This window comes from Streptomyces sp. NPDC044064 (genome assembly GCF_056434245.1).
In genome coordinates this window covers 212,236-233,663 of the sequence record NZ_JBWKFN010000006.1, presented here as the reverse complement: position 1 = coordinate 233,663, position 21,428 = coordinate 212,236, and the positions used below count along the sequence as shown (strand labels likewise).

Genomic DNA, 21,428 nt, shown 5'->3' with positions numbered 1-21,428 from the left:
GGCGCTCCTTTCGAGATCCCGGGGGGGAACGAGGTCAGTTGATCCGGATGAGCTTGGCCTTGAGGACGCCGAGAAGACCGCCGTCGACGGTGACGTCCGACTTGCCGTTGACGCCCACCGAACGGCCGTCGATCTGCACCTTGTTCGTCCCGGTGATGTCCACCTGCCGGCCCTTCACGGTCACGTCGCCCTGCTTCGCGTCCAGCGTGATGCCGCTCCGGTCGAGCACGACGGAGGTGACGGATCTGCCCTTCCCGGCATACACCGTGAGCTCGATCCGGTTCTGCCGGTCGTCGAGGAACACTTCGAGGCGCTCGTCACCGGTCATCAGCCGCACCCCGGAGGGTCCCGGCGCCCTCGCGTCCAGCAGCTCCACCCGGTGTCCCGAACGCGACACGACGGAGCGGCGGTTGACCTTCCCGCTGGTCCTGTCGATCAGCGGGACGTCGTGCGGCGACGGCTCGTCCACGCCGTTGTAGAGGCCCCCGATGACGTACGGGCTGTCCAGCAGGCCCTGTTCGAAGCCCACCAGGACCTCGTCGTTGACCTCCGGACTCACCACACCGCCGCCGCCCTTGCCGCCCCACTGCACGGTGCGCACCCAGTCGGTGACGTACGTGTCGTCCAGCCAGGGGAACTTCAGTTTCACCGCGCCGCGCTGGGAGCCGCCGGGTTCGCGTACGTCCGTCACGACGCCGATCGCCAGTCCCGGCATGCGCGGGCCGCGGGACGGCGCGTTGGCCCCGGTCACCAGGCCGGTGAGCGAGCGGTCCGGACTCGCGCTGACCCACACCGTCGTCCGGTATCCGCCCTGCGGTTCGAGGACGTGCTGCACCGCCGTCGCCGTGTACTTGCCGGAGAACGCCGGCCCGACGTTGCCGAGCGCCACGGGTTTGCCCGCCCGCAGCTTGGGGTTGCCCTCGGCCACCACCTCCAGCTCGCCGAAGCCCGCACTTACCTGGGCGGCCACCGCGTCGGCGACCGCGGTCGTCTCGGCCTGGGTGCGGTACGGGGTGTCGGTGACGGTCAGCTTCGACGACTTGCCGAGCCGGGCGGCGGCGGCCGGGCTCAGGCCCGGCACCACGGTGTCACTGTTCACCGACGGCTGCCGGGACACCAGCGGCCGCTTGGTGGTGACGTCCCAGCCGCGCACCTCCACCTGCTGCGCGCCGTCCGCGGCCGACAGCGAGGCCCGCAGCGCCAGCAGGTTCCGCCCGTACTCCAGCACCATCGGGTTCCGGGTGGCCGAGGTCGACGGCGCGGGCGCGCCGGACGCCTTCTCCGGCCTGGTGAACTGGAGCAGCCCCTTGTCGTCGACGCGCACCTGCGCGCCGCTCTCGGCCGCCAGGAACTGCAGGAAGTCCCAGTCGGACACGTTCGCCTGCGAGAGCTGCTGGTACGTGACGGGCGCGGCCTGCACGGTTCCGCAGGCCAGTCCGGCCCCGGCGGCCACCTTGCGGACGATGGCCGCCGCGGTCATGTTCCGGTATGCCACCACCTTCCGGCCGCGCTGGAGGCGGTGCGCCTTGGAGTAGGCGCGCACCACCGTGAACGAGCCCGTGCGGTCCCGGTCCACCTCCAGGGCCGTCACCTCGCCGTCGAACAGCCGCTCGCGTGCCTGTCCGCTCACGGTCACGACCGACACCCGCAGCGGGGTGCCGATGGTGATGCCGGTCGCCGTCAGGAACTCGTGGTCGGGGTCGCGGAAGGTGAGCACCGCCGCGTTCGGCAGGCCCACGTTCTCGTCCACCACACAACTCACCAGCTGGGCGGCCCAGATCGGTGGAAGTTCGCCGGGCGCCTCCACGATCGGGTCCGCCGCGAACGACCGGCCGCCCTGTTCCCCGGATGTGCTCACCGCTCCTCCTCAGCGCCCGCGTCCCGCAGCGCCGGCACCACCAGTTCGGTGCCGGGTACGAGCGCCATCGGGTCGTCGATCTCGTTCGCTTCGGCGATGGCCCGCCAGGCCGTCGCGTCGCCGTACTCCCGCCAGGCCAGCAGGGCCAGGCTGTCGCCCGCCACGACGGTGTGCGTGCTGCGGGCGGTGCGCGCGCCGGACGTCGGGTTCTGGCCCGGCGGGTCGACGCTCGCCTCCTCGATCGACAGCGCGCAGGTGGCCCGCAGCGGCTTGCCGTCCACGTCGAAGAGCGTGTACGTCACCGACAGACTGGAGAGCACCCCGTCGAACGAGGTCGTCCGCGCGGTGCCCCACTCGAACCGCACCCACGGGCTGGCCGGCTTCTTGCGGCCCAGGCTGGCCGGCGTCGGCACGCACGCCTTCATCAGCTTCTCCACCGCCAGTTCCACGGAGTTGTCGTGAGTGGCGGTGGCGTCCAGGAACACCTCGAGGCTGAGCTCGCGCGGGCCGCTGCCGACGAACTCGGGCAGCGCCGACTGCCCCGCCATCCGGGACGGGGAGCGCCGCCACTCGGTGGTCTTGCGCAGCTCCAGGGTGGAGGGGTTGAACTGCAGGTTCAGCCGCGCGATCGTCCCGCCGGGCTTGGCGCCGACGGAGGCCGGGGGCTCCTTCAGCGTCAGCTGGGCCCTGGCCCGACTGGAGCGGGACGCTGGGGACATGCCGGGACTTCCTTTCCGGGACGGAGGGCGAAACCGAGGAGCGGGGCGGTGTGTGAGGGCGGGTCAGGACGGGCGAAGCCCCTCGTGGGCGATCTCCAGGGTCTCCACCGCGGCCTGCGAGCTGTTGGGGTCGAAGGACGGGCCCTGCCAGCGCACCGGGACGATCCCGAACACCTGCCAGCTGATGATCCGGGTCAGGTCGGGCCGCAGCGCCACGATCTCGCCGTCCTTGGGTTCCACCCTCCGCAGCGTCTCGTCGAGCCAGCGGGCGATCTTCGCCGTGTCGGCGGTGACCGGCCGGGTGAGCGTGATGTTCGACCAGGTCACGCGGCCGGGAAGCTGCCAGGTGAAGTCGTTGTTGCCGCCCTCCGCGTAGCTCTCCATCTCGACCTCGGCGCCCATGCCGGAGCAGGTGTGGAAGGCACCCAGGTCGTTGCCGCCGATCGCGAGCCGGAAGAACACGCTCGTCGCGAAGATGTTGTCCGTCATTCGTCCGTCATCCGTCCGATCCGTTCCGTGCCCTCAGCGGCGTCCGTCGTAGGGGCGGCCCGTGCGTTCCCGGCCGCGCCGCAGCTCGGTGCGCAGCAGCCGGGCCATCGGGTCCAGCAGACGGCGCGCCAGGTCGTCCAGGTCGATGCCGGGGTCCTGCGGTGCCTCGGCGCGGTGGGGCGTGCGCTTGGAGGAGGCGGTGGACGTCGAGGACGTGGCGGACGTGCCGGGCGGCTGCTGCTTGCCGCGCGACGGTGCCGCCTTGGCCGGTACGCCCTTGGGCACGCTCTTCCCTGAGCCGGAGACCTCGCGCTGGACCGCGGGTGCCGCCGGGCTGTTCCCGTGGCCTCCCGCCGTCGCTCGGGGGCCTGGCGCGACGTTCCTCGGCCGGACCACTGGAACAGTCCCTTCCGGTGCCGGTGCCGACGTGGCCTGCGGGCGGTCCGGGAGGGGAGGCGCCTGCGGGGCGGTCACCGGCAGGGGTCGCCCCGGTACGGCGGTGGCCCCTGCCGGCGCCCCGGAGGTCTGCGACCCCGGCGGTGCAGGCCGTACGACCGGTACGCGCTGGACGTTCCCCGGAGAACCGGTGCTTCGCACCACCGAGCCGCCCGGCCCGTGCCCGTACGCGGTCGCGGCCCGCTGCACCTGGGGCGTCGCCGGGGAACTGGTGTCTCGTGCCGCCGAGTTCTCCGGTCCGTGCACGGTCACGGCCCGCTGCGCCTGAGACGTCGCCGGGGTGCCTGCGGACGGGCTCGCGTTGCGGGACGGCCGCGCGGACGCCCCGGTGGGCGGCGCGGGCTCGCCCTGCGGGGCGGCAGCCGCGCCGGGCCAGCGCGCGGCCACGACGGGACGGCCGCCGGTGCGGGAGGCGGTGGGCTGTGCCACCCCTTCCGGAGCACGGGTGTTCACGGTGAGCGGGCGCGCGTGGAGCAACTGGAGGCTGCGGGACGCCGCAGGGACGGCGTGCGCTGCGGACCCGGTCGCGGTGAGCGCGCGCGGGGCGGCCGCGCCGCGGGGCCGGCGCCGGTCGCCCGCGGCGCCGGGGGAGGGGGGCACCGCCGGTGCCGACGGCGGTCCGGCGGCAGGGGTCCGGCTGCGCTCGGTGTGTTCAGTGCGTTCGGTGCGGTCAGTGCGTTCGGCGCCTGTTTCGGCCAGGGCCCGGGACACGGCGACCGGGACCGGCCCGCCGGGGGTCGCACCGGAGCGTGGCGCATTCCCTGCCGGGACTGCCGAACCTGCCGTACCCGCAACGCCTTCCGGCACTGCGACCGCAGAAGGCGTCACCAACGGTGTGGCCGGCGCGTCTCCATGGCTCGCGGGGCGGGGTGACGTGGTGCCCGCGGTGGTCGGCTGGTCCGCGAGGCTGCGCTGGACGTCGACGGCCCCCAGCAGCGGCGCGTCCGCTCCACCCTCTCCTCGCCCGAGGGGTACGGCCTCGCCGGGAGTCCGGTCGCGATCCGTCGCGGACGGCGCCGGATCGGCTCCGGCACCCCTGTCCCGGTGGGCGGGAGCACCCCTGTCCCGGTGGGCCGGGGCACGCTGGACGTCCGGGCCGGGTGCCGTACGAGCGGCGCGGGCGCCGGACGCGGCTGAACCGGTCAGGTCGGCGCTCGGCGGCAACGCGGGCAGCGGCGCGCCCAGACCACCTCGCGCACGTGCGCCGCTCGGGCGCGGGGCGCCTTGGCTCGTCCCGCGCCCGCTCCCGCTCCCGCCGCCGTCAGCCGGCCGCGAGGCACCCCGCTCCGTCCCGCTCGCACCTCCGTCGGCCGGGCGCGAGGCCTCGCCTGCGCCTTCGGCATGCCGCTGGACGACGGGAAGTGCCTGACCGGGCACGGATCCGGTGCCGGACGGGGGCTGTGGGGCGGAGGCGGCCCGCGCCGGCGGTGCGGCCGTGGCGGGCAACTCGCTCAGCGGGGCGCCGAGGGGCGCGCGGCTCGCCGTACGGGTGGCGGCACGCTGTACGGGGGCGGTCGGGGAAACGCCCGTACCGGCCGGTTCGGTCGTGGCGGAGGTGGGACCGGGCGCGTCAGGAGCGGTGCCGCCCGCGGTCGCCGGGGTGCCGGTGGGCCGCAGGGCGGAGATGCGGCGCGCGGGTCCGGCCGGGCGCCGTGCGACGGTCAGCCGGGTCCCCACCGAGCGTAGTCGGACGGCAGGTTGGGACGCCTCGGCGGCGGAGGCGCGGGATGCCTCCGGCTCTCCGGCTCCCCGAGCGGACGGAGGAGCCGTCGTCCGGACGGTGGGGCCGGAGGGCGTACGGCCTCCTGAACCTGCCGCCGGCCGGGATGCGCTCCCGGAGTCCCGCTCGGGCGCGCCGGCCCGTCTCGCCGGGGCGGACCCGTCGGACGCGGAGCGGGCCACACCTCCGCCGACCGCTGTGTCCGGGAGCACCGCCACACGTCGTACCGGCGGAATCTCCCGAGCGGCCGGCGGGCGGCCGGTGTCGGTGGGAGTCACGACCGGGGCCGCGTCCGGCACCGCGACGCGTTGGACGGAGGGAGGTGACGAGGAGAGCACGGCCGGGGAATCACCGGACGTGAGGCCACGGGCCCGCGGAGCGCCACTCGAACGCCCCTCCCCCGCCACGCTGTTGCCGCCGGGACGCGCCGGTACGGGCTCCGGGCTCGAACCCGCTTGCGCCGCTCCCGTACCGCCGGAGCCGCCGGAGCCGCCGGCGGTGGGCCGTACGGCAAGGGCGGGGGCGGAAGGCAGCGGGCCGGACGGGACCGGACCGGACTCCGTCGAGACGCGCGGCTCCGAGGCGGACGGTGCGGGACCTGACGCCCGCGTCCCCGTCCCCGTCCGCGCCCGGCGCTGGACCTGTGGTGTCCGGCCGTCCGGCGTCCGAGCCGTGCCGTCCGTGGTCCCGTCGCCCTGCGGCCCCTCCGCTGCCTCGGGGCGCAGGGCCCGAAGCAGCAGCGGCCCACCGCCGGTGTGGGTGGGCTGTGCGGCGGCCGGGCGCGTGACACCCCGCATGAGCCCGGTCGGGGCCGTGGGCTGCAGGGCGTGCCCGAGGCCGTTGTCGAACGACGGGTTCTGCCAGGCGGCGAGGCCCGCGCGGAAGGTGAGTCCGTCACTGACGCCGAGCGGGGCGCCGGAGAGGGTCAGTTCGGGCGCGGCGGTACGGCGCCAGCCGCCGTCCCAGTCGTGCGGCACGGAGGGAACCGGGGCGGAGGGAACCGGCGTGGCGGAACCCGAGCCGCCGGGCGCGCTCGGGTCCGGACCCTCGCCGGACGGACCGGCCGCCGGGGCGCCGGTGCGCCCCGCACGCCGCGGGCGCTCCGCGGTGTCCGGTCCTCCGGCGGCCCGGCGGCGCAGCCTGTCCCGCCATGCCATGTGCTCAACCGCCTTCGTTCATGCGGGTGTTGATACGGGCGATCTCGGTCACCCACTGCCGGCGTTCGCCGTGGGTCAGATCGAGGATCTCCTCGCGTTGCCAGTGGAAGTGGTAGGCGATGTACGCGATCTCCTCCCGGAGGCGGGGAAGGGCGTACGTCACGATTCCCCCAGGCGCCCACCCGAGAGGTCGACCTCGAAGCCGCCGTCGCAGTGCGGGCAGGTCACCGCCGCACGGGTGTGGCCCTCGCTGTTGACACGGCGGTAGAAGTCCTGGAGGAAGGCGACGTCGGTGGCATACATCCGTTCCACGACCCCGGCGTGCACGTCGGTGATGTTCCCGAGCCGGGTGATCACCTGGCTCAGCAGCACGACGCTCAGGTACGCCGGGTTCTCCTTGACCCGCAGATCGATCTGGGGCCGCAGCTCGTCCCGGGCGGTGGCCAGGCGCATCGAGCCGTGGCGATGCACCGTGCCCGCCTCGTCGACGTACCCGCGCGGCAGCTCGAACTCGAACTCGGTGCGCAGACCGTGGTCCTCCCGGGGCGGCGCCGGGGCGGCGGCCGGGGCGGCCGCCTGCTCCGGAGCCGCGGCGGGTGCCGTGACCTGGAGTATCTCCTCCAGGTTGCCCGCCGTCACCGTACGACGCCTCATTCGACGACGATCTCCTCGAACACGATCGTGACGGACTCGGTGGCCGGGGACGACTCGCCCGCCTTCAGGGAGGGGCCTTCCCACTTGGAGGCCCAGCCCTGCAGCAGCTGGATACGGCGGACCGTGCTGCCCTCGGAGTCCTTGATCTCGATGGTGAGGTTCTGCCGCGCGGAGTTCACGGCGCCCTTGTTCAGCGTCTCCTTGATCCACTTGGTGAACTCACTGCTCTTGTCGAGTCCCCGGGTGATCGTGATCTCGCCGGCCTGCCGGGCGCCGGGCTGCTTGCGGATGATCTGCTTGCCGTCCGCGCTGACCTGCTTGACCTCGACGACCTCTTCTTCGACGGTCAGCCCGCTGATCTCCTGGATCGACTCGACCAGGTAGCCGCCCAGCTGCACACCGAAGACGTGGGTGGAAAGCGCATCTCCCGTTGCCATGACTGTCTGTCACCTTTTCCTTGCGGACCCGCGGGTCACTCGTCGATGAGGCTGGTGCTGTCGGAGAACTGGGCCAGCCGGAAGACCACGAACTCGGCCGGCTTGACCGGCGAGACACCGATCTCGCAGACGACCCGGCCCTGGTCGATGGACTCCTGCGGGTTGTTGTCGCGGTCACACTTCACGTAGAAGGCCTCTTCGGCGGTGCGGCCGAACAGGGCGCCCCGGCGCCACTCCTCGCTGAGGAACGCCGTGACGTTGCGCCGGATGCTCGACCACAGCCGGTCGTCGTTCGGCTCGAAGACCACCCACTGGGTGCCCAGGAGGATCGACTCCTCCAGGTAGTTGAACAGGCGGCGCACGTTCAGGTAGCGCCAGGCCGGGTCGGAGGAGAGGGTGCGCGCGCCCCAGATCCGGATGCCCCGGCCGGGGAAGGCCCGGATGCAGTTCACGCCGATCGGGTTGAGCAGGTCCTGCTCGCCCTTGCTGAGCCGGAGTTCCAGGTCGACCGCGCCGCGGATCACCTCGTTGGCGGGCGCCTTGTGCACGCCGCGCTCGACGTCGCTGCGCGCCCACACACCGGCGACGTGACCGCTCGGCGGGACGAGGGCGTTGCGTCCGGCGGCCGGGTCGAAGACCCGCACCCACGGGTAGTAGAGGGTGGCGTAGCGGGAGTCGTAGCCCGCCTCGTCGTTGCGCCAGGTGCGCACCTGCTGGGCGGTGAGCCCGGGCGGCGCGTCCAGGACGGCGACCCGGTCGCCCATCTGCTCGCAGTGCGAGATCACGGCGAGCTGCACGGTCCGCACGCCCTCGGCGTCGATGTCGCCGCGCTGGTAGGCGCTCATCAGGTCCGGCACCGCGACCATGGTGATCTCGTCGATGGTCTCCAGGCCGCCGAACCCGGTGCGGGCCCCGGCGTCACCGACGTACTCGGCCGGGTCGAGGCGGGACACCGCGCCTGCGCCGGGCACGGCCGGCGCGGCCGGGGCGTCGGCCAGTGCCACGGTCTGGTTGGCGGGCCTGCTCTGGGTGGCACCGCGCTGCTCGGTGACCTCGATCAGCTTGGAGGCGCGGACCTGGTTGACCAGGTACCCCTTGACGTTCTTGCGGGCGGACGCCTCGTACGTCTCCGCCACCTGCTCGCCCTGGCGGACCAGGATCTTGAAGCGGTCCTCCGGCGGGTTCTCGCCGTCCGCGTCGGCGACCTCCACCGACACCCCGAGGACGCCCGGCCTGGCCGCGACCAGGAAGCCGCCGAGTTCCGCCGGTTCCACGGCCTTGGTGTCCTGCCGCTTGGCGCCCTGGGCCGCCGGCGCGGAGGTGTCCTCGGCGGATCCGCCGATCCGCACGATGTAGGCGGCGCCGCCGCCGTTGGCGAAGTAGCCGTAGACCGCGTGCGGCAGGTAGGCGCCCTCGGTGAAGCCACCGAACAGCTGGGTGTACTGGTCCCATCCGGTGACCAGCGTCGGCGCGTGGAACGGGCCGCTCTCGGCGAACCCCACGAACGCGGCGACGGCGGTGCCGACCCCTTCGATCGGGCGGGCACCGGACTGCACCTCCTCCACGTACACGCCCGGGGTGAGGTACGTCGGCATGCTCGCTCCTTCGCGTCCTACGGGTCTGTCAGCTGTGTCCAGGCCGAGTCTGCGCGGGAGGTCCGCCGCGGTGACAGGGACGCGGGGACCTTGCCGAGGGCAAGATCGCTGCCTTCGGCTGCCCGCTCGGGCGGTCCGGCCGCCGCCCCGCCTTGCCCTCGTTCTGCCCGTACGGGCCTGGACGTCCCGGTCGCCCGGGCGGTCCACTGGTGGACCGCAGCAGGGGTGCGGCCGACTAGGAGGCAGCGAATTGCGGACGTCCGGGGCGCACACGGAGCAGACCGAGAACCGGCAGGCCACACGCGGCCCGGCCGCGGCCGCCGCCCGCCGGGAGACTTCCGCGGGCGGCGCCGCCGTGCCGCCGCCACTCACCGCCGACGCGCTCCGGGCGGCGCAGCGCGGCTCGGGCAACGCCGCGGTCACCGCCATGATCGCCCGGCGCGCGTCCGCCCAGGAGCAGCCGGACGCCGGGGTGCACGAGGACTCTCACTCGAACCATCGGCACGGCGCGGAACACGACCGGGAAGCCGCGGCGCAGCCGAGCGCCGCCGACGCGGTGAACTCCGTGGTGCGGTCCGCCGGCAACCGACTGCCCGCCTCGCTGCAGCGGGAGATGGAAGCCCGTTTCTCGGGCGAGGACTTCTCCGACGTCGCGGTCCACACCGGCGCCGCTGCCCGGCGTTCCGCCGAGGCGGTCGGGGCCGAGGCGTACACCACCGGCACCCGTCACATCGTGTTCCGCGGCACGATCGACAAGAAGACCCTCGCGCACGAACTGGAGCACGTCCGCCAGCAGCGTGCCGGGGCTGTGACCGGTACCGACAACGGCAGGGGCCTGAGCATCAGCGACCCCTCCGACCGGTTCGAGAGGTCGGCCGAACGCAAGGCCGAGCAGGTGATGCGGGGCGGAGCGGACGTCCAGCGGTCGGTCGCCGACCACACGGCCGACGCCGCGCACCGGACGGCCGAGGCGTCGGCCGAGGTGCAGCGCATGCCGAAGAAGAAGACGACGAAGAATCAGGCGGGGGGCAACCCACCTGCAGCAGCGGCCACTTCCTCGAAGACTCTGTTCGAGGAAATCATGGAGCACTTCGAGGGACTCAGCGAAGAGTTCAAAGCAAAGAAGCAGAACGAGAAGGAGTACATCCTCGAACAGATAGGAATCATGCCCGACAGTGATCTTTTCACGCTCGACGAAGTAAAGAACGACGAGTCGATGCTGAGCGATTTCCTCGCGGAGATCGAAACCGCGAAGCACGCGTCCGGGTTCTCGGGCATGGGCGGCGGCAGCAGTGACTGGGCGGCGAGCGCGGTCACTTCGGCACATGCGGAGATGCGGACGGAGCATCCGCTCTGGGGCGACAGGACGACCCTGCATCACAAGATCTCCCGCAGCGAGTTGGACTCCGTACTCGCCTCGGCCGAGCAGGACAGGGCGAACGCGAAACCGCTGTTCGAGTTCCTGGACGAGATGCGGGAGGTACTCAACTCGACCGCGGCGAACAAAAAAGCCCTGCACAACATGCCGGCCAACCTGGAGATGGGGCCGGCGAGCGACACGAGGACAGGCGACCCTGGATCCGGAAGCGACTTCAACTACACGCCTTCGGGCGCGATGACGCCACGGTCGAGCGAGCTGAAGGACGCACTGAGCATGGCGAGCGCACCCACCGTCAACTGGGAGGCCGTTGCGAACAAGCTGAGGGCGGCGCAGCGCCTCCACGAAGAGGAGTACGGAGGCGCGATTCTCTCCCCGCCCGCCCTCGAACGGTGGGTGAAAGTGGGCGCCAAGTGGAAGAAGGCCTCCGACTGAGGTCTTCCTCGGTCCGCGTCTCAGGCGTCGACGGCGTCCGCCAGGTAGGGCCCGAACTCGCCCTCCAGGACCAGCCGTCCCAGCTTGCGGTACTCCTGCGCGACCGCCGTCACCAGTTGCCGCATGGTGAGCGGGCTGCCGGACTCGGCCGCGAGGTAGGCCGCGGTCACCGCGCAGGCGCGGATGGAGCCGCCGGCGAGTTCGAAGCGGTCGGCGCAGAAGGCTGGGTCCAGGTCCTCGGCGCGGGGCAGCCGGTCGCCCAGGCAGCGCTCCCACAGGGCGAGGCGCTGGCCGGCATCGGGCACCGGGAAGTCCGCCACGACGTCCAGGCGGCGGGTGAACGCCTCGTCGAGGTTGGCCCGCAGGTTGGTGGTCAGCACCGCGATCCCGTCGAAGGACTCCATGCGCTGGAGCAGGTACGCCGACTCGATGTTGGCGTGCCGGTCGTGTGCGTCCTTCACCTCCGAGCGCTTGCCGAAGATGGCGTCGGCCTCGTCGAAGAGCAGCACCGCGTTGACCGCCGACGCCTCGGTGAAGATCCGTTCCAGGTTCTTCTCGGTCTCCCCCACGTACTTGTCCACCACCGTGGACAGGTCCACCACGTACAGGTCCATGCCCAGGTCGGCGGCGACGACCTCGGCGGACATGGTCTTGCCGGTGCCCGACTCCCCTGCGAAGAGCGCGATCACGCCGCGTCCCCGGCCGCCGCCGGGCCGCATCCCCCACTGCCCGAGCACCTGCTCGCGGTGGCGGGCGCGCAGCGCGAGTTCGCGCAGCCGCCGGTGGGTGGCCGGCGGCAGCACCAGGTCGTCCCAGCCGACGCCCGGTTCCACCCGGCGGGCGAGCCGCTCGAGCCCCGCGCCGTTCTGGGCCCGTGCGGCCGTGCGCAGGTCGTCGGGGCGGACCGGACGCCCCGCGAGGGCGGCCGTGCGCACCGCCACGTCGGCGGCGCGGCGCAGCTGCCCGGAGTCCAGGCGGTGCGCGGCGACGGCCTCGGCGAGCGCTTCCACGTCATCGGTCGCGAGGTCGTCGCCCGAGATGTTGCCGGCCGCCCCTTCGAGGGCGTGCCGCCAGCGCGCGGCCTGCCGTCCGGGCGAGGGCGCCGGCACGGTCAGGGCGACGGGGGTGTCGGCTGCCCACTCCGGGGCCCAGCCGACCGTGCCGTGCGTGATCAGGGGGATCCCCCGCAGCGTCGCGCACAACACCCCTAGTGCGGCGGCCCGTTCGACAGGCTCCCCGGGGAGCGCCTCCAGGGGGCCGAGGACGACTCCGGCGCCGGTGAGGCGGGCTTCGAGGGCGGTGATCCGGGCGAGTTCCGGTACGTCGGCCGGGCGCCGGGCGAGGGCCACCGCGTCCAGGACGAGCGGTTGCAGCCCGGCCGCACGCAGGGCGGCGACGGCGAGACCCGCCGCATCGCCGCCCCGGCTGCGCAGATGGACGAGACCGACGCCGGTGCCGGCCGCGGCCGCCGTGCGGTGGACGTCGGCCGCCTCGGCGGTCGGGTCCTCACGGGCCTCGCCGAGCATCCCGGCGAGCCGGGCGTCGGGCCGGGCACTGCCCAGCAGATGCCCGGTGACCCGGTCGGAGACCGCCAGCCCCCGTGACAGTGGCGGCCGTTCGGGCTCCGTGACCTCCATCAGACCGCCCGCGATCAGCGGGGCGCCCGGAACGAGCCGGAACCGGGCGGACGCCGCCCCGGCGAGCCCGCACAGTTCCAGGGCGAGCCCGACCGTGGGGCGTCGTCGTGTCAGGTCGTCGTTGAGGTAGCCGTAGAGCCGCTCGAAGCGTGCGTCGAGGTCGGGTGCCAACGCGACCAGGAGCAGGTCCAGGTCGAGCGGGGACAGCCCGAACCGCCGGGCGAGGCCGTCGAGGACGGACCCGGCGGGCGGCCGCCCCGGCTCGTGCGCGGGTACGCCGAGGCCGCCCGGCTCGTCCAGGATGCGGGCCGCCGCCTCGGGCGTGAGGTACTGGCCCCGGTACGGGTCGTCGGGGTCGGGGTCGCCGGCCCGGCGAACCGCCACCGCGTGCCGCACACGCTCCTCGACCACGCGAAGCCGTGTCCACAGGTGGTCCACGTCGGCGGAGACGGCACCAGCACCAGCACCAGCACCAGCACCAGCACCAGGGCGGACGTCGGCTCGGGCGTCCGCGACGACATCTTCGGCGGTGTGTGTCACGGCTGGCGGTCTCCTCGGCGGCGGCGTCGGGCGGGGGCGGGCGGCCGTTCGCGCGGGCCGGTGAAGCCCTCCGGACCCGGATCGCCGGCCTCCGTGTAGCGCAGCCGGCGCCCGGACGTCACTTCTTCGCCCTCGCGCCCGGCCGCGGAGCGGATGACCAGGCCTTCGGTGACCGGTGGTGCGGCGGCCGCGGTCACGCCGGCGAGCGGTGCCCGTACCCGCACCGCGAGCGAGGCCTTCATCTCCCCGCCCAGCGCCGACCACACGTCGGAGGCGGCCGGTGCGTCGAGCGCGGCCCCGGCGGTGTCCAGTCCCACGGTCAGGCCGAGTTCGGCGAGGGTGCCGGTGAGCAGCCGCGCGGGAAGCGTGTCGTTGGCGACCAGAGTGGTGAGCACCTGCGAGAGCAGCCGGTGTTCGTCCTGCGGGCGGTTCGCCCACGCCGTGACCAGGTACGTCAGCTCGAACCAGCGCGGCGGGCTGCGCCGCGCCACGAGATACCCGTCCTCGTCGTACACCTCCCCGGCGCCGCTGCCGCGCCGGGTCGCGTCCTCGCGGATGTGGTACAGGAAGACGCACACCGTCGGGGCGCTGCGGCGCGCCGCCCAGTCCCGGGTGGGGGAGTCGAAGGCCACGTCGACACCCGATGTCTCCAGGCCCGACTCGCCGAGCAGGCGGCGCAGCCCCTCGTCGACCTCGTGGATCATCGGCGGGTCACCTCGTCCGGCGGCTGCACGCTGCCGCTGACCACCAGGAAGTCGGTGGTCACCGGGGAGAACCCGGGGCCCTTGGCGGTGATGACGCGCGGTCCCGTCTGGTCCTTGGCGAGGATGAGCAGCTGGCCGATGAACGTGCCGTCCGGCTTCGGAACGGTCGGCGCCGCCGCAGCGGTGATCCCCGGCTTCCAGGTGAACCGCACCGGCACGCCCGGCGGGAAGTCCTTGCCGCGCACCGAGGTGACGAATCCGGGCTTGCCGATGTCCGGCACCGCGATGATGCGCGGCTGCAGGATGCGCAGCCGCTGCCGTGCGGTGTTGTCGCTCTTGTCGGCGTCCGTGCCGGTGGTGGTGAGGACGCCGGTGACGCGGCCGGTCAGCGCCTTGTCGGGGCTGAGCACGACGCGTACGACGGTGCTCGCGCCCGGTGTCAGGTCCGGCAGCGCGCACACCCAGGAGCGGTCGCAGCCCTCCGGTGGCCCGCTGTTCGGGATGCCCTTGGGCAGGCCGATGCGCAGCCGCAGACCGGTCGCCAGCGCGTTGCGGCCGTTGTGCACCGTGTACGTCACGACCACGCGCCCGCCGACGTAGCCGGGGTTCGGCTGGGCCGTGACGCGCACCCCGGGCCCGGCCTTGGGCTCCTGCGGCTTCGGCGGCACGGTGGGCGGCGGCTTCGGAGTCGGGGTCGGGGTCGGCGTGGGGGTCGGGGGCGGCGTGGCCGCACGCACCGGCACCACGGTCCGGCCCGCGTTGTCGCTGGGCCGCGGATCCAGGACCGTGCCGGTGACCGACCAGTCGACGGGCGCGTCGCCGGCGGTGACCCCGGTGAGGGTGACGTCCACCGGAACGGTCGTGCCGGGCGGCACCACGCCGACGTCGCACTGGAGGGAGGCGGCGTCGCAGGTGCCCCCGGACCAGGTGATCCGGGTGATGCGCACGCCGGACGGCGGGGCGATGGTCAGCCGGGTGCCGGGTGAGGCGGCGGGGCCGTTGTTCACGACGTCGACGCGGACCGTGGTGGAGTCACCGACCGTCACCTCCGGGACGGTGCCGGGCGCCTTGACGGCGAGGTCCACGGACTGCTGGACGCTGGGTTCCTTCTGCCGGCCCGGGAGTTCGGTCGTGAGCTTCGTGAGCCTGCCGGACGCGATGTCCAGGAGCTTGAGTTTCTCGGGGGTGTTGACCGGGCGACTGGGGCGGGCGCTGATCACCAGCCCCTTGCCGTCGGCCGTCCAGGCGGCGTCCCGCGGCTGGAACGGGCCGGTGTTCTCCGGCAGTTCCCGGCCGCAGGCGCCGGGCAGGCCGCGGGCGGCGGTGGGCAGCAGCACCTGGCAGTCGCCGCCGGACAGCGACGTCAGGAGGATGCCGTTCCGCTCGTCGATCCGGCCGGCGCCGTTCTTGCGGTTGAAGGCGATGCCGAGACCGTCCGGGGAGAACGCCGGGCTGTCGTCGATGACCTCGCAGCTGCCCGGGCAGATCCTGGCGCTCAGGTCGCGCTGCCTGGTCAGGTCGTTCACGGGCACGGTCCAGATGTGCTTGTCGCCGCCGCCCCCGTTGATCTCCATGTTGCGGGTGAAGGCCAGGGTGGTGCCGTCGGAGGACCAGGTCGGCTGGGCGTCCTGGCCCTGGAGCTGCCCGGCCGGCGGGGTGATCTCCCCGGTGATCGCGCCGGTGGCGGCCTCCGCGATCAGGATGCGGCTGGGTCCGGCGTCCTGACCGGCTCCTCCCGGCGAAGTCCGGGTGAAGGCCAGGTACTTGCCGTCCGGGGAGAACGTCGGGTCGGTGTCCCAGTCGTTCGCCCCGCGTCCCGCCAGCGGCAGGGGGGCGGCGTTGGAACCGTCGGCGTCCGTCATCCAGATCCGCTCGATCCGCCGGCCGTCGGCGTTGTTCTCGAAGCGGGTGACGACGATCCGGCGGCCGTCGGGCGTGTAGTTCTGCCGCTCGGTCCACGGGTCGTGCCCGGCCGCGGGCTGGAACAGCGGGTCCTTGGCGGGATCGGTGTTGGTGTCGGCCGCGGGGTCCTCGTCGAGGATCGTCAGCCCCAGGTCGCGCGGGTCGGCCCCGTCCATCCGGATGTCCTGCAGGGTCACCGTGTGCGGGGTGGCCGCCGAGGTGCGCTCCACGACCACGCCGCCGCCGTCGAGCGGGCCGAGCCAGGTGGGTGAGAGGACCTCGCGGTTCTCGTTGAGTTCCAGCTTGGGGACCTGGTCGGAGTGGGCGTCCGCCCGGAACACGTGGTCCCAGTCGCCCTCGCACTCACAGGTGATCTCCGGGCTCAGGAACAGCACCCCGTCCCCGTCGGGCAGCCATGCTGCCCCGTGGGCACGCCACTGGGCCCGCGCGCCCCCGAGGAGCGGCTCGTCACCGGTGCCTTCCGCGTTCGTCACCCGCAGCCGGGGCACGGACCGCCCGTCGACGGTGGTCGTGGCGGTGTACGCGATCCAGTTCCGGTTCTCGTCGTCGTTCACCGGGTTCCACGCCGGTTCGGTGGCCGTGCCGTTCGCCGGATCGGTGACCCGGGTGGCGGTTCCGCCGTTCAGGGGCCGGACGTAGATCTGCCGGCCGGCCACCGGGTCGCTGTCGCTGGAGTAGGCCAGGCGCTGCCCGTCCGGGGACACCGTCGGGCACTCCTCGTCGGCGGGTGTGTCGGTCAGCCGGGTCAGGCCGGTGCCGTCGGTGCGCACCAGCCACAGGTCGCGCTGTGTCCGGCCGTCCGGGCCGCCGGACCGGGCCGAGTCGAACACCACGGCCCGGCCGTCCGGCGTCAGCCGGGGGTGTGCCGCGTCCATGCCCCTGGTGAGCCGGCTGACCGAACCGTCGGCGGACCGCAGGTAGATCTGCGGGTTCTTCTCGTCACGGCGGCCGGCGAAGACCATCTGGTCGCCGAGGGCGGACGGCTGGACGTCGTTGTGGGCCGGGCCCGCGCCGAACAGCGGTGTGCTGGAGGTGGTGGTGGCGACCCGGCCGAGACTGCGGTGCCGGGTGCCGGCGTACGCGACCCGGGTGGCCGCGGCGTCGGCCGCCCTCGCCCGGGGTTCGGCGCTGCCCGGCCCGGCGGCCGCGGCCACGCCGAGCAGCGGGACGAGCAGCAGCAAGGCCGAGCCGAGTCTCCCCAGGCGGTACCGCCCGCCGGAGCCAGCGGTTTCCATCGCGGTCCCCTTCGCAGTGTGGTGCGGCATCCGGATGTGCCCCCGCCACCGTGCACCGGCCGCGCGCGGCGCGGCAGGGCGGCGGGGCCGTACCCGGGGGAAGCGCGCGGTGCGCTTTCGGGCAGTGCCGGGTTCCCTGCCGTCGCCGGGCCGGCCGCCGGATCAGCCCTCGGCCCGGTCCGACGGCGCCGTCGGTCAGATCAGTCCGTTGCGCAGCGCATAGCCGACTGCGTGGGCCCGGTTGCGCAGCTGCAGCCGGGTGATGATCTCGTGCAGGACGTTCTTGACGGTTCGTTCGGAGTACGCGGTCTTGCGGGCTATCTCCGCGGTGTCCAGGCCCTCCGACACCAGGCGCAGCATGTCCGCCTCGCGCGTCGTCAGGGTGGACAGGGACAGGCTCCCGTGGTCGAGCGCCGAGCGCTGCAGGCTGCCGACGTGGGAGAGCAGCTTGCCGAGCAGGTCGCCGGGCAGCACTCCTTCGCCGTTGGCCAGCGCCAGGACCAGGCGCAGGAGCTGGTCCTGATCGGCCTCGGCGCGGCGCAGCACCGCCGCGACGCCGCACTCGATGACGCGTTGCAGTCCGCCGGCGCCGAGGGCGCCGACCACGAGGCCCGTGTGCGTGGCGTTGTTGTGCCGCAGCCGGTTGAGCAGGGCGGCGACGTCGTCGTCGACGCTGTCCACGACCACCAGTGACACCTGGGCCCGGTCCGCGGCGGCCTCCTCCACCAGGTCGATCTCGGGGCGCTGGCGCAGCTGCTGGACGATGCCGGTGCGCAGGACGGGATCGGCGGCGTAGACGGCCACCGTCACCCGGTTCGGGCGATCCGGGCGGGAGGTCCGGTAGGTCGAGTCGATCCGAGCGGCAGCATGTGACGTGGCGTCGGACATAACAGGACCGTTCTCCTCAACACGGGACATGGTGTACCTGCTTCATGAGTTCATGGGGGGTAAGAAATGCATCTCGAGGCGACCACGGGAGGGCGGCGCCCGGGAGGCGGCGCGCCACATCAACGACCCGCTGTCACAAAGCTGTTCGATTTGACTTCACGGGCACCGTGACTGCCCGGATGTTGCCCTCGCGCTCCTCGCCGCGCTCGGGAGCGCTCTCCTAGCGTGCTGGCGTGACGCCTTCCGCAGCCTCTTCCGGACCCGGTGCGCCCGGCCTCGACATCCCGGCCGTGACGGTGACGCCGGGCGACATCGCCACCACCACCCTGACCGTGCGCAACGACAGTGACATCGTCGAGGCGTACACCCTGGAGGTCGTCGGGGACTGCGCCCCCTGGACCACGGTGGAACCCGCGCGTGTCTCGCTGTACCCCGGCACGTCCGAGACGGTGACGCTCCGTCTGGCGCCGCCGCGCTCCCCGGAGATCCGGGCCGGCGACAAGCCGCTCGGTGTGCGGGTGCTGCCGACCGAGCACCCCGAGTCGGTGCGGGTCCTCGAAACCACCGTGCACGTCCAGGAGTTCCACGAGCTGCAGACCGAGCTGGCCCCGCGCCGCCGGCGCGGCTGGCTGCGCGGCCGCTACCGGCTGGCCGTGCGCAACCAGGGCAACACCCCGGTGCAGGTGGGTTTCACTCCCGGCCAGGCCGGCGAGGAGCTGGGGTTCGTCTTCGCCCCGGCGGAGCCGAAGCTGGAGCCCGGTGAGTCGACGGAGGTCGTGCTGCGGGTCCGCACGGCCAAGCCGGTGTGGTTCGGCAATCCCGTGGTGTGGCCGTTCACCGTGGACACCGCCGAGACCGGGGACCGGGAGGAGGCCGCGCAGTCCGGGCGGGACGAGCCCGTCGTACGGGCGCCGCTGGACGCGGAGTTCGTCCAGATACCCGTCTTCCCGAAGTGGCTGCTCGCGCTGCTCGCCGCGCTGCTCGCGCTGTTGCTCGCCTGGTTCACGCTGGTCCGTCCGGCGGTGCGCAGCGCCGCCAAGGAAGCGGCCCACGAAGCGGTTCAGCCCCGTCCCACGACCGCCGGGGACCAGGGTGCCGGGGACTCGGCGGGCACCGGTGGGAACAACAAGCCCGGCGGCAAGGCCTCGGGGGCACCGTCCAAAACCGGCGGTGACGGCGGTTCGGGCGGCGACGGCACCTCGGGCGGCGCCGGCCGGCAGAGCTCGGCGACCATCGATCTGAAGACGTCCGGCGGGCAGACCAGGACCGGTACCTACAAGGTGCCCGAGGACAGTGTCTTCGGGGTCACGGACATCGTCGTCGCCAACTTCCAGGGCGACGAGGGGGTGCTGACGATCACGTTCGGCGAGCGCAAGATCACCACGATCGCGCTGGAGACCTTCCGGAACCAGGACTACCACTGGGTGACCCCCATCAAGATCCCCGCGAACGACAGCGTGACCATCAACGTGACGTGCGCGAAGCCCGGCACACCGGCCACGGGCCGTCAGGCACAGGGGTGCCACGAGGTCCTGAACGTCAGCGGAGTGCTCAGCCGCACCGGGGAATGAACCGGTCCTTCCGATTCCGGGCCATTGTCGATCGTTACTGAGGGCTTATGTAAAGGGTTGGATTTTGTTCCGGCCTGAAATCGGCAATCCCGGACCAAAAACCACACTGTTACCGAAAGGAACAGGTCGGTCCCGTCTGCCGGGGCGCTCGCTACCCCGCGTGCAGCATCAGCCCGATCCCCACGACCAGCAGACCGGCCGCGGCCATCCGCGGCGCGCCGAAGCGCTCCTTGAAGAACAGGGCGCCGATGGCCGCGCCCACGATGATCGAGGACTCGCGCAGGGCGGCGATGGGGGCGAGGGCGGCACGGGTCTGGGCCCACAGGACGAGGGCGTACGCGGCGACGGACAGGGCGGCGCCGAGGAGGCCGACGAAGGCGTACGGCCGTAGCTGCCGGACCGTGTCACCGCGCACGCGTGCGTACATGTACGCGGGCACGAAGACCCCCTGAACGGCCATCAGCCAGGCGATGTAGCCGAGCGGCGCGTGCGAGGCGCGTACGCCCAGGCCGTCGATCACCGTGTACACGGCGATGGTCAGACCGGTCGCGAGGGCGGCTCCGATCGCCGCCCAGTTGGGCCGGTGGCCGCGCAGTCCCCACAGGCTGACGCCGGTGAGCCCGACGCACGACACGACGATCCCGGCCGCCGCCCACGCGCCGGGCACCTCGTGCGCGAACACCGCCGCCAGCACGGTCACCACCAGCGGTGCGCTGCCGCGCGCGATGGGGTACGTCTGCCCGAAGTCGCCCAGCCGGAACGAGGTCATCAGCAGGGCGTAGTAGGCGATGTGCACGCACGAGGAGGCGAGCAGGTACGGCCAGGCCGCACCCGCGGGAAACGCCACGAACGGCGCCGCCGCGAGCCCGATGAACATGCCGCCGCCGGAGATCAGCGTGAAGCCGACCAGTTTGTCGGTGATGCGGTGCGCGATGGCGTTCCAGCTGGCGTGGGTGACCGCGGCGAGCAGCACCGCCGCGGTGACCAGCGGCGTCACGCGGTCTGCTCGCGGACGTCCACCGGTTCGGCACCGGCGTGGGCGACGAGTGCCTTCGGCTCGATCGGGAAGACCGTGTGCGGTGTCCCGGCCGCCGCCCACACCACGTCGTGCGCGAGCAGCGAGCGGTCGGCGAGGACCCGGGTGCGGGTGCGGTGGCCGAACGGCGGTACGCCGCCGATGGCGTAGCCCGTGGTCTCGCGTACGACGTCGGCGTCGGCCCGGGTGACCTTCCCGGCCCCCAGCACCTCGCGCACCCGCTCCACGTCCACCCGCGAGGCCCCGTCCATCAGCACCAGCACCGGCACCCCGTCCGCCGCGAAGACCAGCGACTTGCAGATCCGGCTCAGCTCGCACCCGAGGGCTGCGGCGGCCTCGGCGGCGGTGCGGGTGGCCTCCGGGAACCGGCGGGTGCGGGCGAGGAGTTCCTCGAGACCGAGCGCGCGGAGGGCTTCGGCGAACCGGGGGTGGGCTCCGGACTCTTCGGCGTCAGTGGCGGCTGTCGTCGTCATGGTGGGCACGCTACGACATCGCCCGAGCCGCGCTCACGGGGTTTTCCGTGCGGCCGCGTCAGCCGGTCCTGCCCCATGTCCACAGGGCCAGGGCCGTCGGCACCGGGAAGGCGAGGGCACCCAGCAGGAGCAGGCGGGTGAGCGGGGTGAGGCGGCGGACCCCGGGGGCGAAGGCCAGTGCGAGCAGGGCCGCCGCCGCGCCGACGACGGTCAGGGCGTACGGGAGGGCGAAGCCCCGGATCTCCGCCCAGGACGCGCCGTCCGCCAGGCTCCACATGGCCACCATGCCCACGAGGAACGTCAGCCAGCCGACCGAGGCGAGGGTGAGCACCCAGAGCAGGACTGCCAGCAGGCCCACCGCGGTCTCGCCCCGGCGCTGCCGCGGTGCCGGCTGGGCCGGGCTGTACAGGTTCGCGTACGTCTGGGGATTCACCGGCGGTTCCTTTCGTGCCTGTGCGGACGACCACGATCTTCCGCTCGGAGCCGCCGGTGCGGCATGGGCGCGGGTACTCAGCGGGTACTC

The 21,428-nt window shown here is 73.3% G+C and carries 17 protein-coding genes; 2 read left to right on the top strand and 15 right to left on the bottom strand.

Features of this window, described 5'->3' with window-relative positions; all coding sequences use genetic code 11:
• Positions 1–34: 34 nt before the first annotated feature.
• The 8 genes from AC07DS_RS12570 to AC07DS_RS12535 form a co-directional block, all read right to left on the bottom strand.
• On the bottom strand, positions 35–1,858 hold the full coding sequence (locus AC07DS_RS12570) for a VgrG-related protein (RefSeq protein WP_479144552.1): 1,824 nt from the start codon (positions 1,856–1,858) through the stop codon (positions 35–37).
• Positions 1,855–2,577 (bottom strand): CIS tube protein, encoded by a 723-nt coding sequence (locus AC07DS_RS12565; protein ID WP_145876483.1) that lies wholly within the window; start codon positions 2,575–2,577, stop codon positions 1,855–1,857. Before AC07DS_RS12565 ends, AC07DS_RS12570 begins: the two co-directional genes overlap by 4 nt.
• 63 nt (positions 2,578–2,640) lie before the next feature.
• Complete coding sequence (locus AC07DS_RS12560; protein ID WP_145876481.1) at positions 2,641–3,066, bottom strand: phage tail protein; 426 nt, start codon at positions 3,064–3,066, stop codon at positions 2,641–2,643.
• Between the two features lie 33 nt (positions 3,067–3,099).
• The gene (locus AC07DS_RS12555; RefSeq protein WP_479144550.1) at positions 3,100–6,399 is read right to left on the bottom strand and encodes a hypothetical protein; all 3,300 of its coding nucleotides are present in this window, start codon (positions 6,397–6,399) and stop codon (positions 3,100–3,102) included.
• A 4-nt stretch (positions 6,400–6,403) separates the two neighbouring features.
• Positions 6,404–6,562, bottom strand: a complete 159-nt coding sequence (locus AC07DS_RS12550) for a DUF6760 family protein (RefSeq protein WP_479144548.1) — start codon at positions 6,560–6,562, stop codon at positions 6,404–6,406.
• Complete coding sequence (locus AC07DS_RS12545) at positions 6,559–7,053, bottom strand: hypothetical protein (RefSeq protein WP_336110474.1); 495 nt, start codon at positions 7,051–7,053, stop codon at positions 6,559–6,561. The genes AC07DS_RS12550 and AC07DS_RS12545 overlap by 4 nt, the downstream gene beginning before the upstream one ends.
• Positions 7,050–7,490, bottom strand: coding sequence for a phage tail protein (locus tag AC07DS_RS12540; protein ID WP_145876475.1), 441 nt, complete (start codon positions 7,488–7,490; stop codon positions 7,050–7,052). Before AC07DS_RS12540 ends, AC07DS_RS12545 begins: the two co-directional genes overlap by 4 nt.
• Positions 7,491–7,525: 35 nt before the next feature.
• Complete coding sequence (locus tag AC07DS_RS12535) at positions 7,526–9,085, bottom strand: phage tail sheath family protein (RefSeq protein WP_479144546.1); 1,560 nt, start codon at positions 9,083–9,085, stop codon at positions 7,526–7,528.
• Between the two features lie 250 nt (positions 9,086–9,335).
• On the opposite strand from AC07DS_RS12535, the gene AC07DS_RS12530 reads away from it, so the two are divergent.
• A complete protein-coding gene (locus AC07DS_RS12530) occupies positions 9,336–10,898 on the top strand; it encodes an eCIS core domain-containing protein (RefSeq protein WP_479144544.1) in 1,563 nt (520 codons plus the stop codon).
• Between the two features lie 20 nt (positions 10,899–10,918).
• Here AC07DS_RS12530 and AC07DS_RS12525 read toward each other — a convergent pair whose 3' ends face one another.
• The 4 genes from AC07DS_RS12525 to AC07DS_RS12510 form a co-directional block, all read right to left on the bottom strand.
• Entirely contained in the window at positions 10,919–12,946 is a 2,028-nt protein-coding gene (locus AC07DS_RS12525; RefSeq protein WP_479144542.1) for an ATP-binding protein, read from the bottom strand.
• 125 nt (positions 12,947–13,071) lie between these two features.
• The gene (locus AC07DS_RS12520; protein ID WP_479144540.1) at positions 13,072–13,779 is read right to left on the bottom strand and encodes a Pvc16 family protein; all 708 of its coding nucleotides are present in this window, start codon (positions 13,777–13,779) and stop codon (positions 13,072–13,074) included.
• Entirely contained in the window at positions 13,776–16,937 is a 3,162-nt protein-coding gene (locus tag AC07DS_RS12515) for a hypothetical protein (RefSeq protein WP_479144538.1), read from the bottom strand. The genes AC07DS_RS12520 and AC07DS_RS12515 overlap by 4 nt, the downstream gene beginning before the upstream one ends.
• Before the next feature lie 195 nt (positions 16,938–17,132).
• Positions 17,133–17,825 (bottom strand): helix-turn-helix transcriptional regulator, encoded by a 693-nt coding sequence (locus AC07DS_RS12510; protein WP_479144536.1) that lies wholly within the window; start codon positions 17,823–17,825, stop codon positions 17,133–17,135.
• Positions 17,826–18,058: 233 nt separating this feature from the next.
• On the opposite strand from AC07DS_RS12510, the gene AC07DS_RS12505 reads away from it, so the two are divergent.
• Positions 18,059–19,396 carry a COG1470 family protein gene (locus AC07DS_RS12505; protein WP_479144534.1) on the top strand — a complete coding sequence of 446 codons (1,338 nt, stop codon included), beginning with the start codon at positions 18,059–18,061 and terminating at the stop codon, positions 19,394–19,396.
• 151 nt (positions 19,397–19,547) lie between these two features.
• Here the strand turns inward: AC07DS_RS12505 and AC07DS_RS12500 are convergent, their stop codons facing one another.
• The 3 genes from AC07DS_RS12500 to AC07DS_RS12490 are packed head-to-tail and all read right to left on the bottom strand — an operon-like array spanning position 19,548 to position 21,338.
• Positions 19,548–20,393, bottom strand: a complete 846-nt coding sequence (locus AC07DS_RS12500) for an EamA family transporter (protein ID WP_479144532.1) — start codon at positions 20,391–20,393, stop codon at positions 19,548–19,550.
• Positions 20,390–20,905 (bottom strand): YbaK/EbsC family protein, encoded by a 516-nt coding sequence (locus AC07DS_RS12495; RefSeq protein ID WP_479144530.1) that lies wholly within the window; start codon positions 20,903–20,905, stop codon positions 20,390–20,392. The genes AC07DS_RS12500 and AC07DS_RS12495 overlap by 4 nt, the downstream gene beginning before the upstream one ends.
• Before the next feature lie 58 nt (positions 20,906–20,963).
• The gene (locus AC07DS_RS12490; protein ID WP_479144528.1) at positions 20,964–21,338 is read right to left on the bottom strand and encodes a hypothetical protein; all 375 of its coding nucleotides are present in this window, start codon (positions 21,336–21,338) and stop codon (positions 20,964–20,966) included.
• Positions 21,339–21,428 lie beyond the last annotated feature (90 nt).

Coding starts and splice junctions, on each gene's coding strand:
- AC07DS_RS12565 (WP_145876483.1), bottom strand. CDS start 2,577: ATGTCCCCAGCGTCCCGCTCCAGTCGGGCCAGGGCCCAGCTGACGCTG.
- AC07DS_RS12560 (WP_145876481.1), bottom strand. CDS start 3,066: ATGACGGACAACATCTTCGCGACGAGCGTGTTCTTCCGGCTCGCGATC.
- AC07DS_RS12555 (WP_479144550.1), bottom strand. CDS start 6,399: ATGGCATGGCGGGACAGGCTGCGCCGCCGGGCCGCCGGAGGACCGGAC.
- AC07DS_RS12545 (WP_336110474.1), bottom strand. CDS start 7,053: ATGAGGCGTCGTACGGTGACGGCGGGCAACCTGGAGGAGATACTCCAG.
- AC07DS_RS12540 (WP_145876475.1), bottom strand. CDS start 7,490: ATGGCAACGGGAGATGCGCTTTCCACCCACGTCTTCGGTGTGCAGCTG.
- AC07DS_RS12535 (WP_479144546.1), bottom strand. CDS start 9,085: ATGCCGACGTACCTCACCCCGGGCGTGTACGTGGAGGAGGTGCAGTCC.
- AC07DS_RS12520 (WP_479144540.1), bottom strand. CDS start 13,779: ATGATCCACGAGGTCGACGAGGGGCTGCGCCGCCTGCTCGGCGAGTCG.
- AC07DS_RS12515 (WP_479144538.1), bottom strand. CDS start 16,937: ATGGAAACCGCTGGCTCCGGCGGGCGGTACCGCCTGGGGAGACTCGGC.
- AC07DS_RS12510 (WP_479144536.1), bottom strand. CDS start 17,825: ATGTCCGACGCCACGTCACATGCTGCCGCTCGGATCGACTCGACCTAC.
- AC07DS_RS12495 (WP_479144530.1), bottom strand. CDS start 20,905: ATGACGACGACAGCCGCCACTGACGCCGAAGAGTCCGGAGCCCACCCC.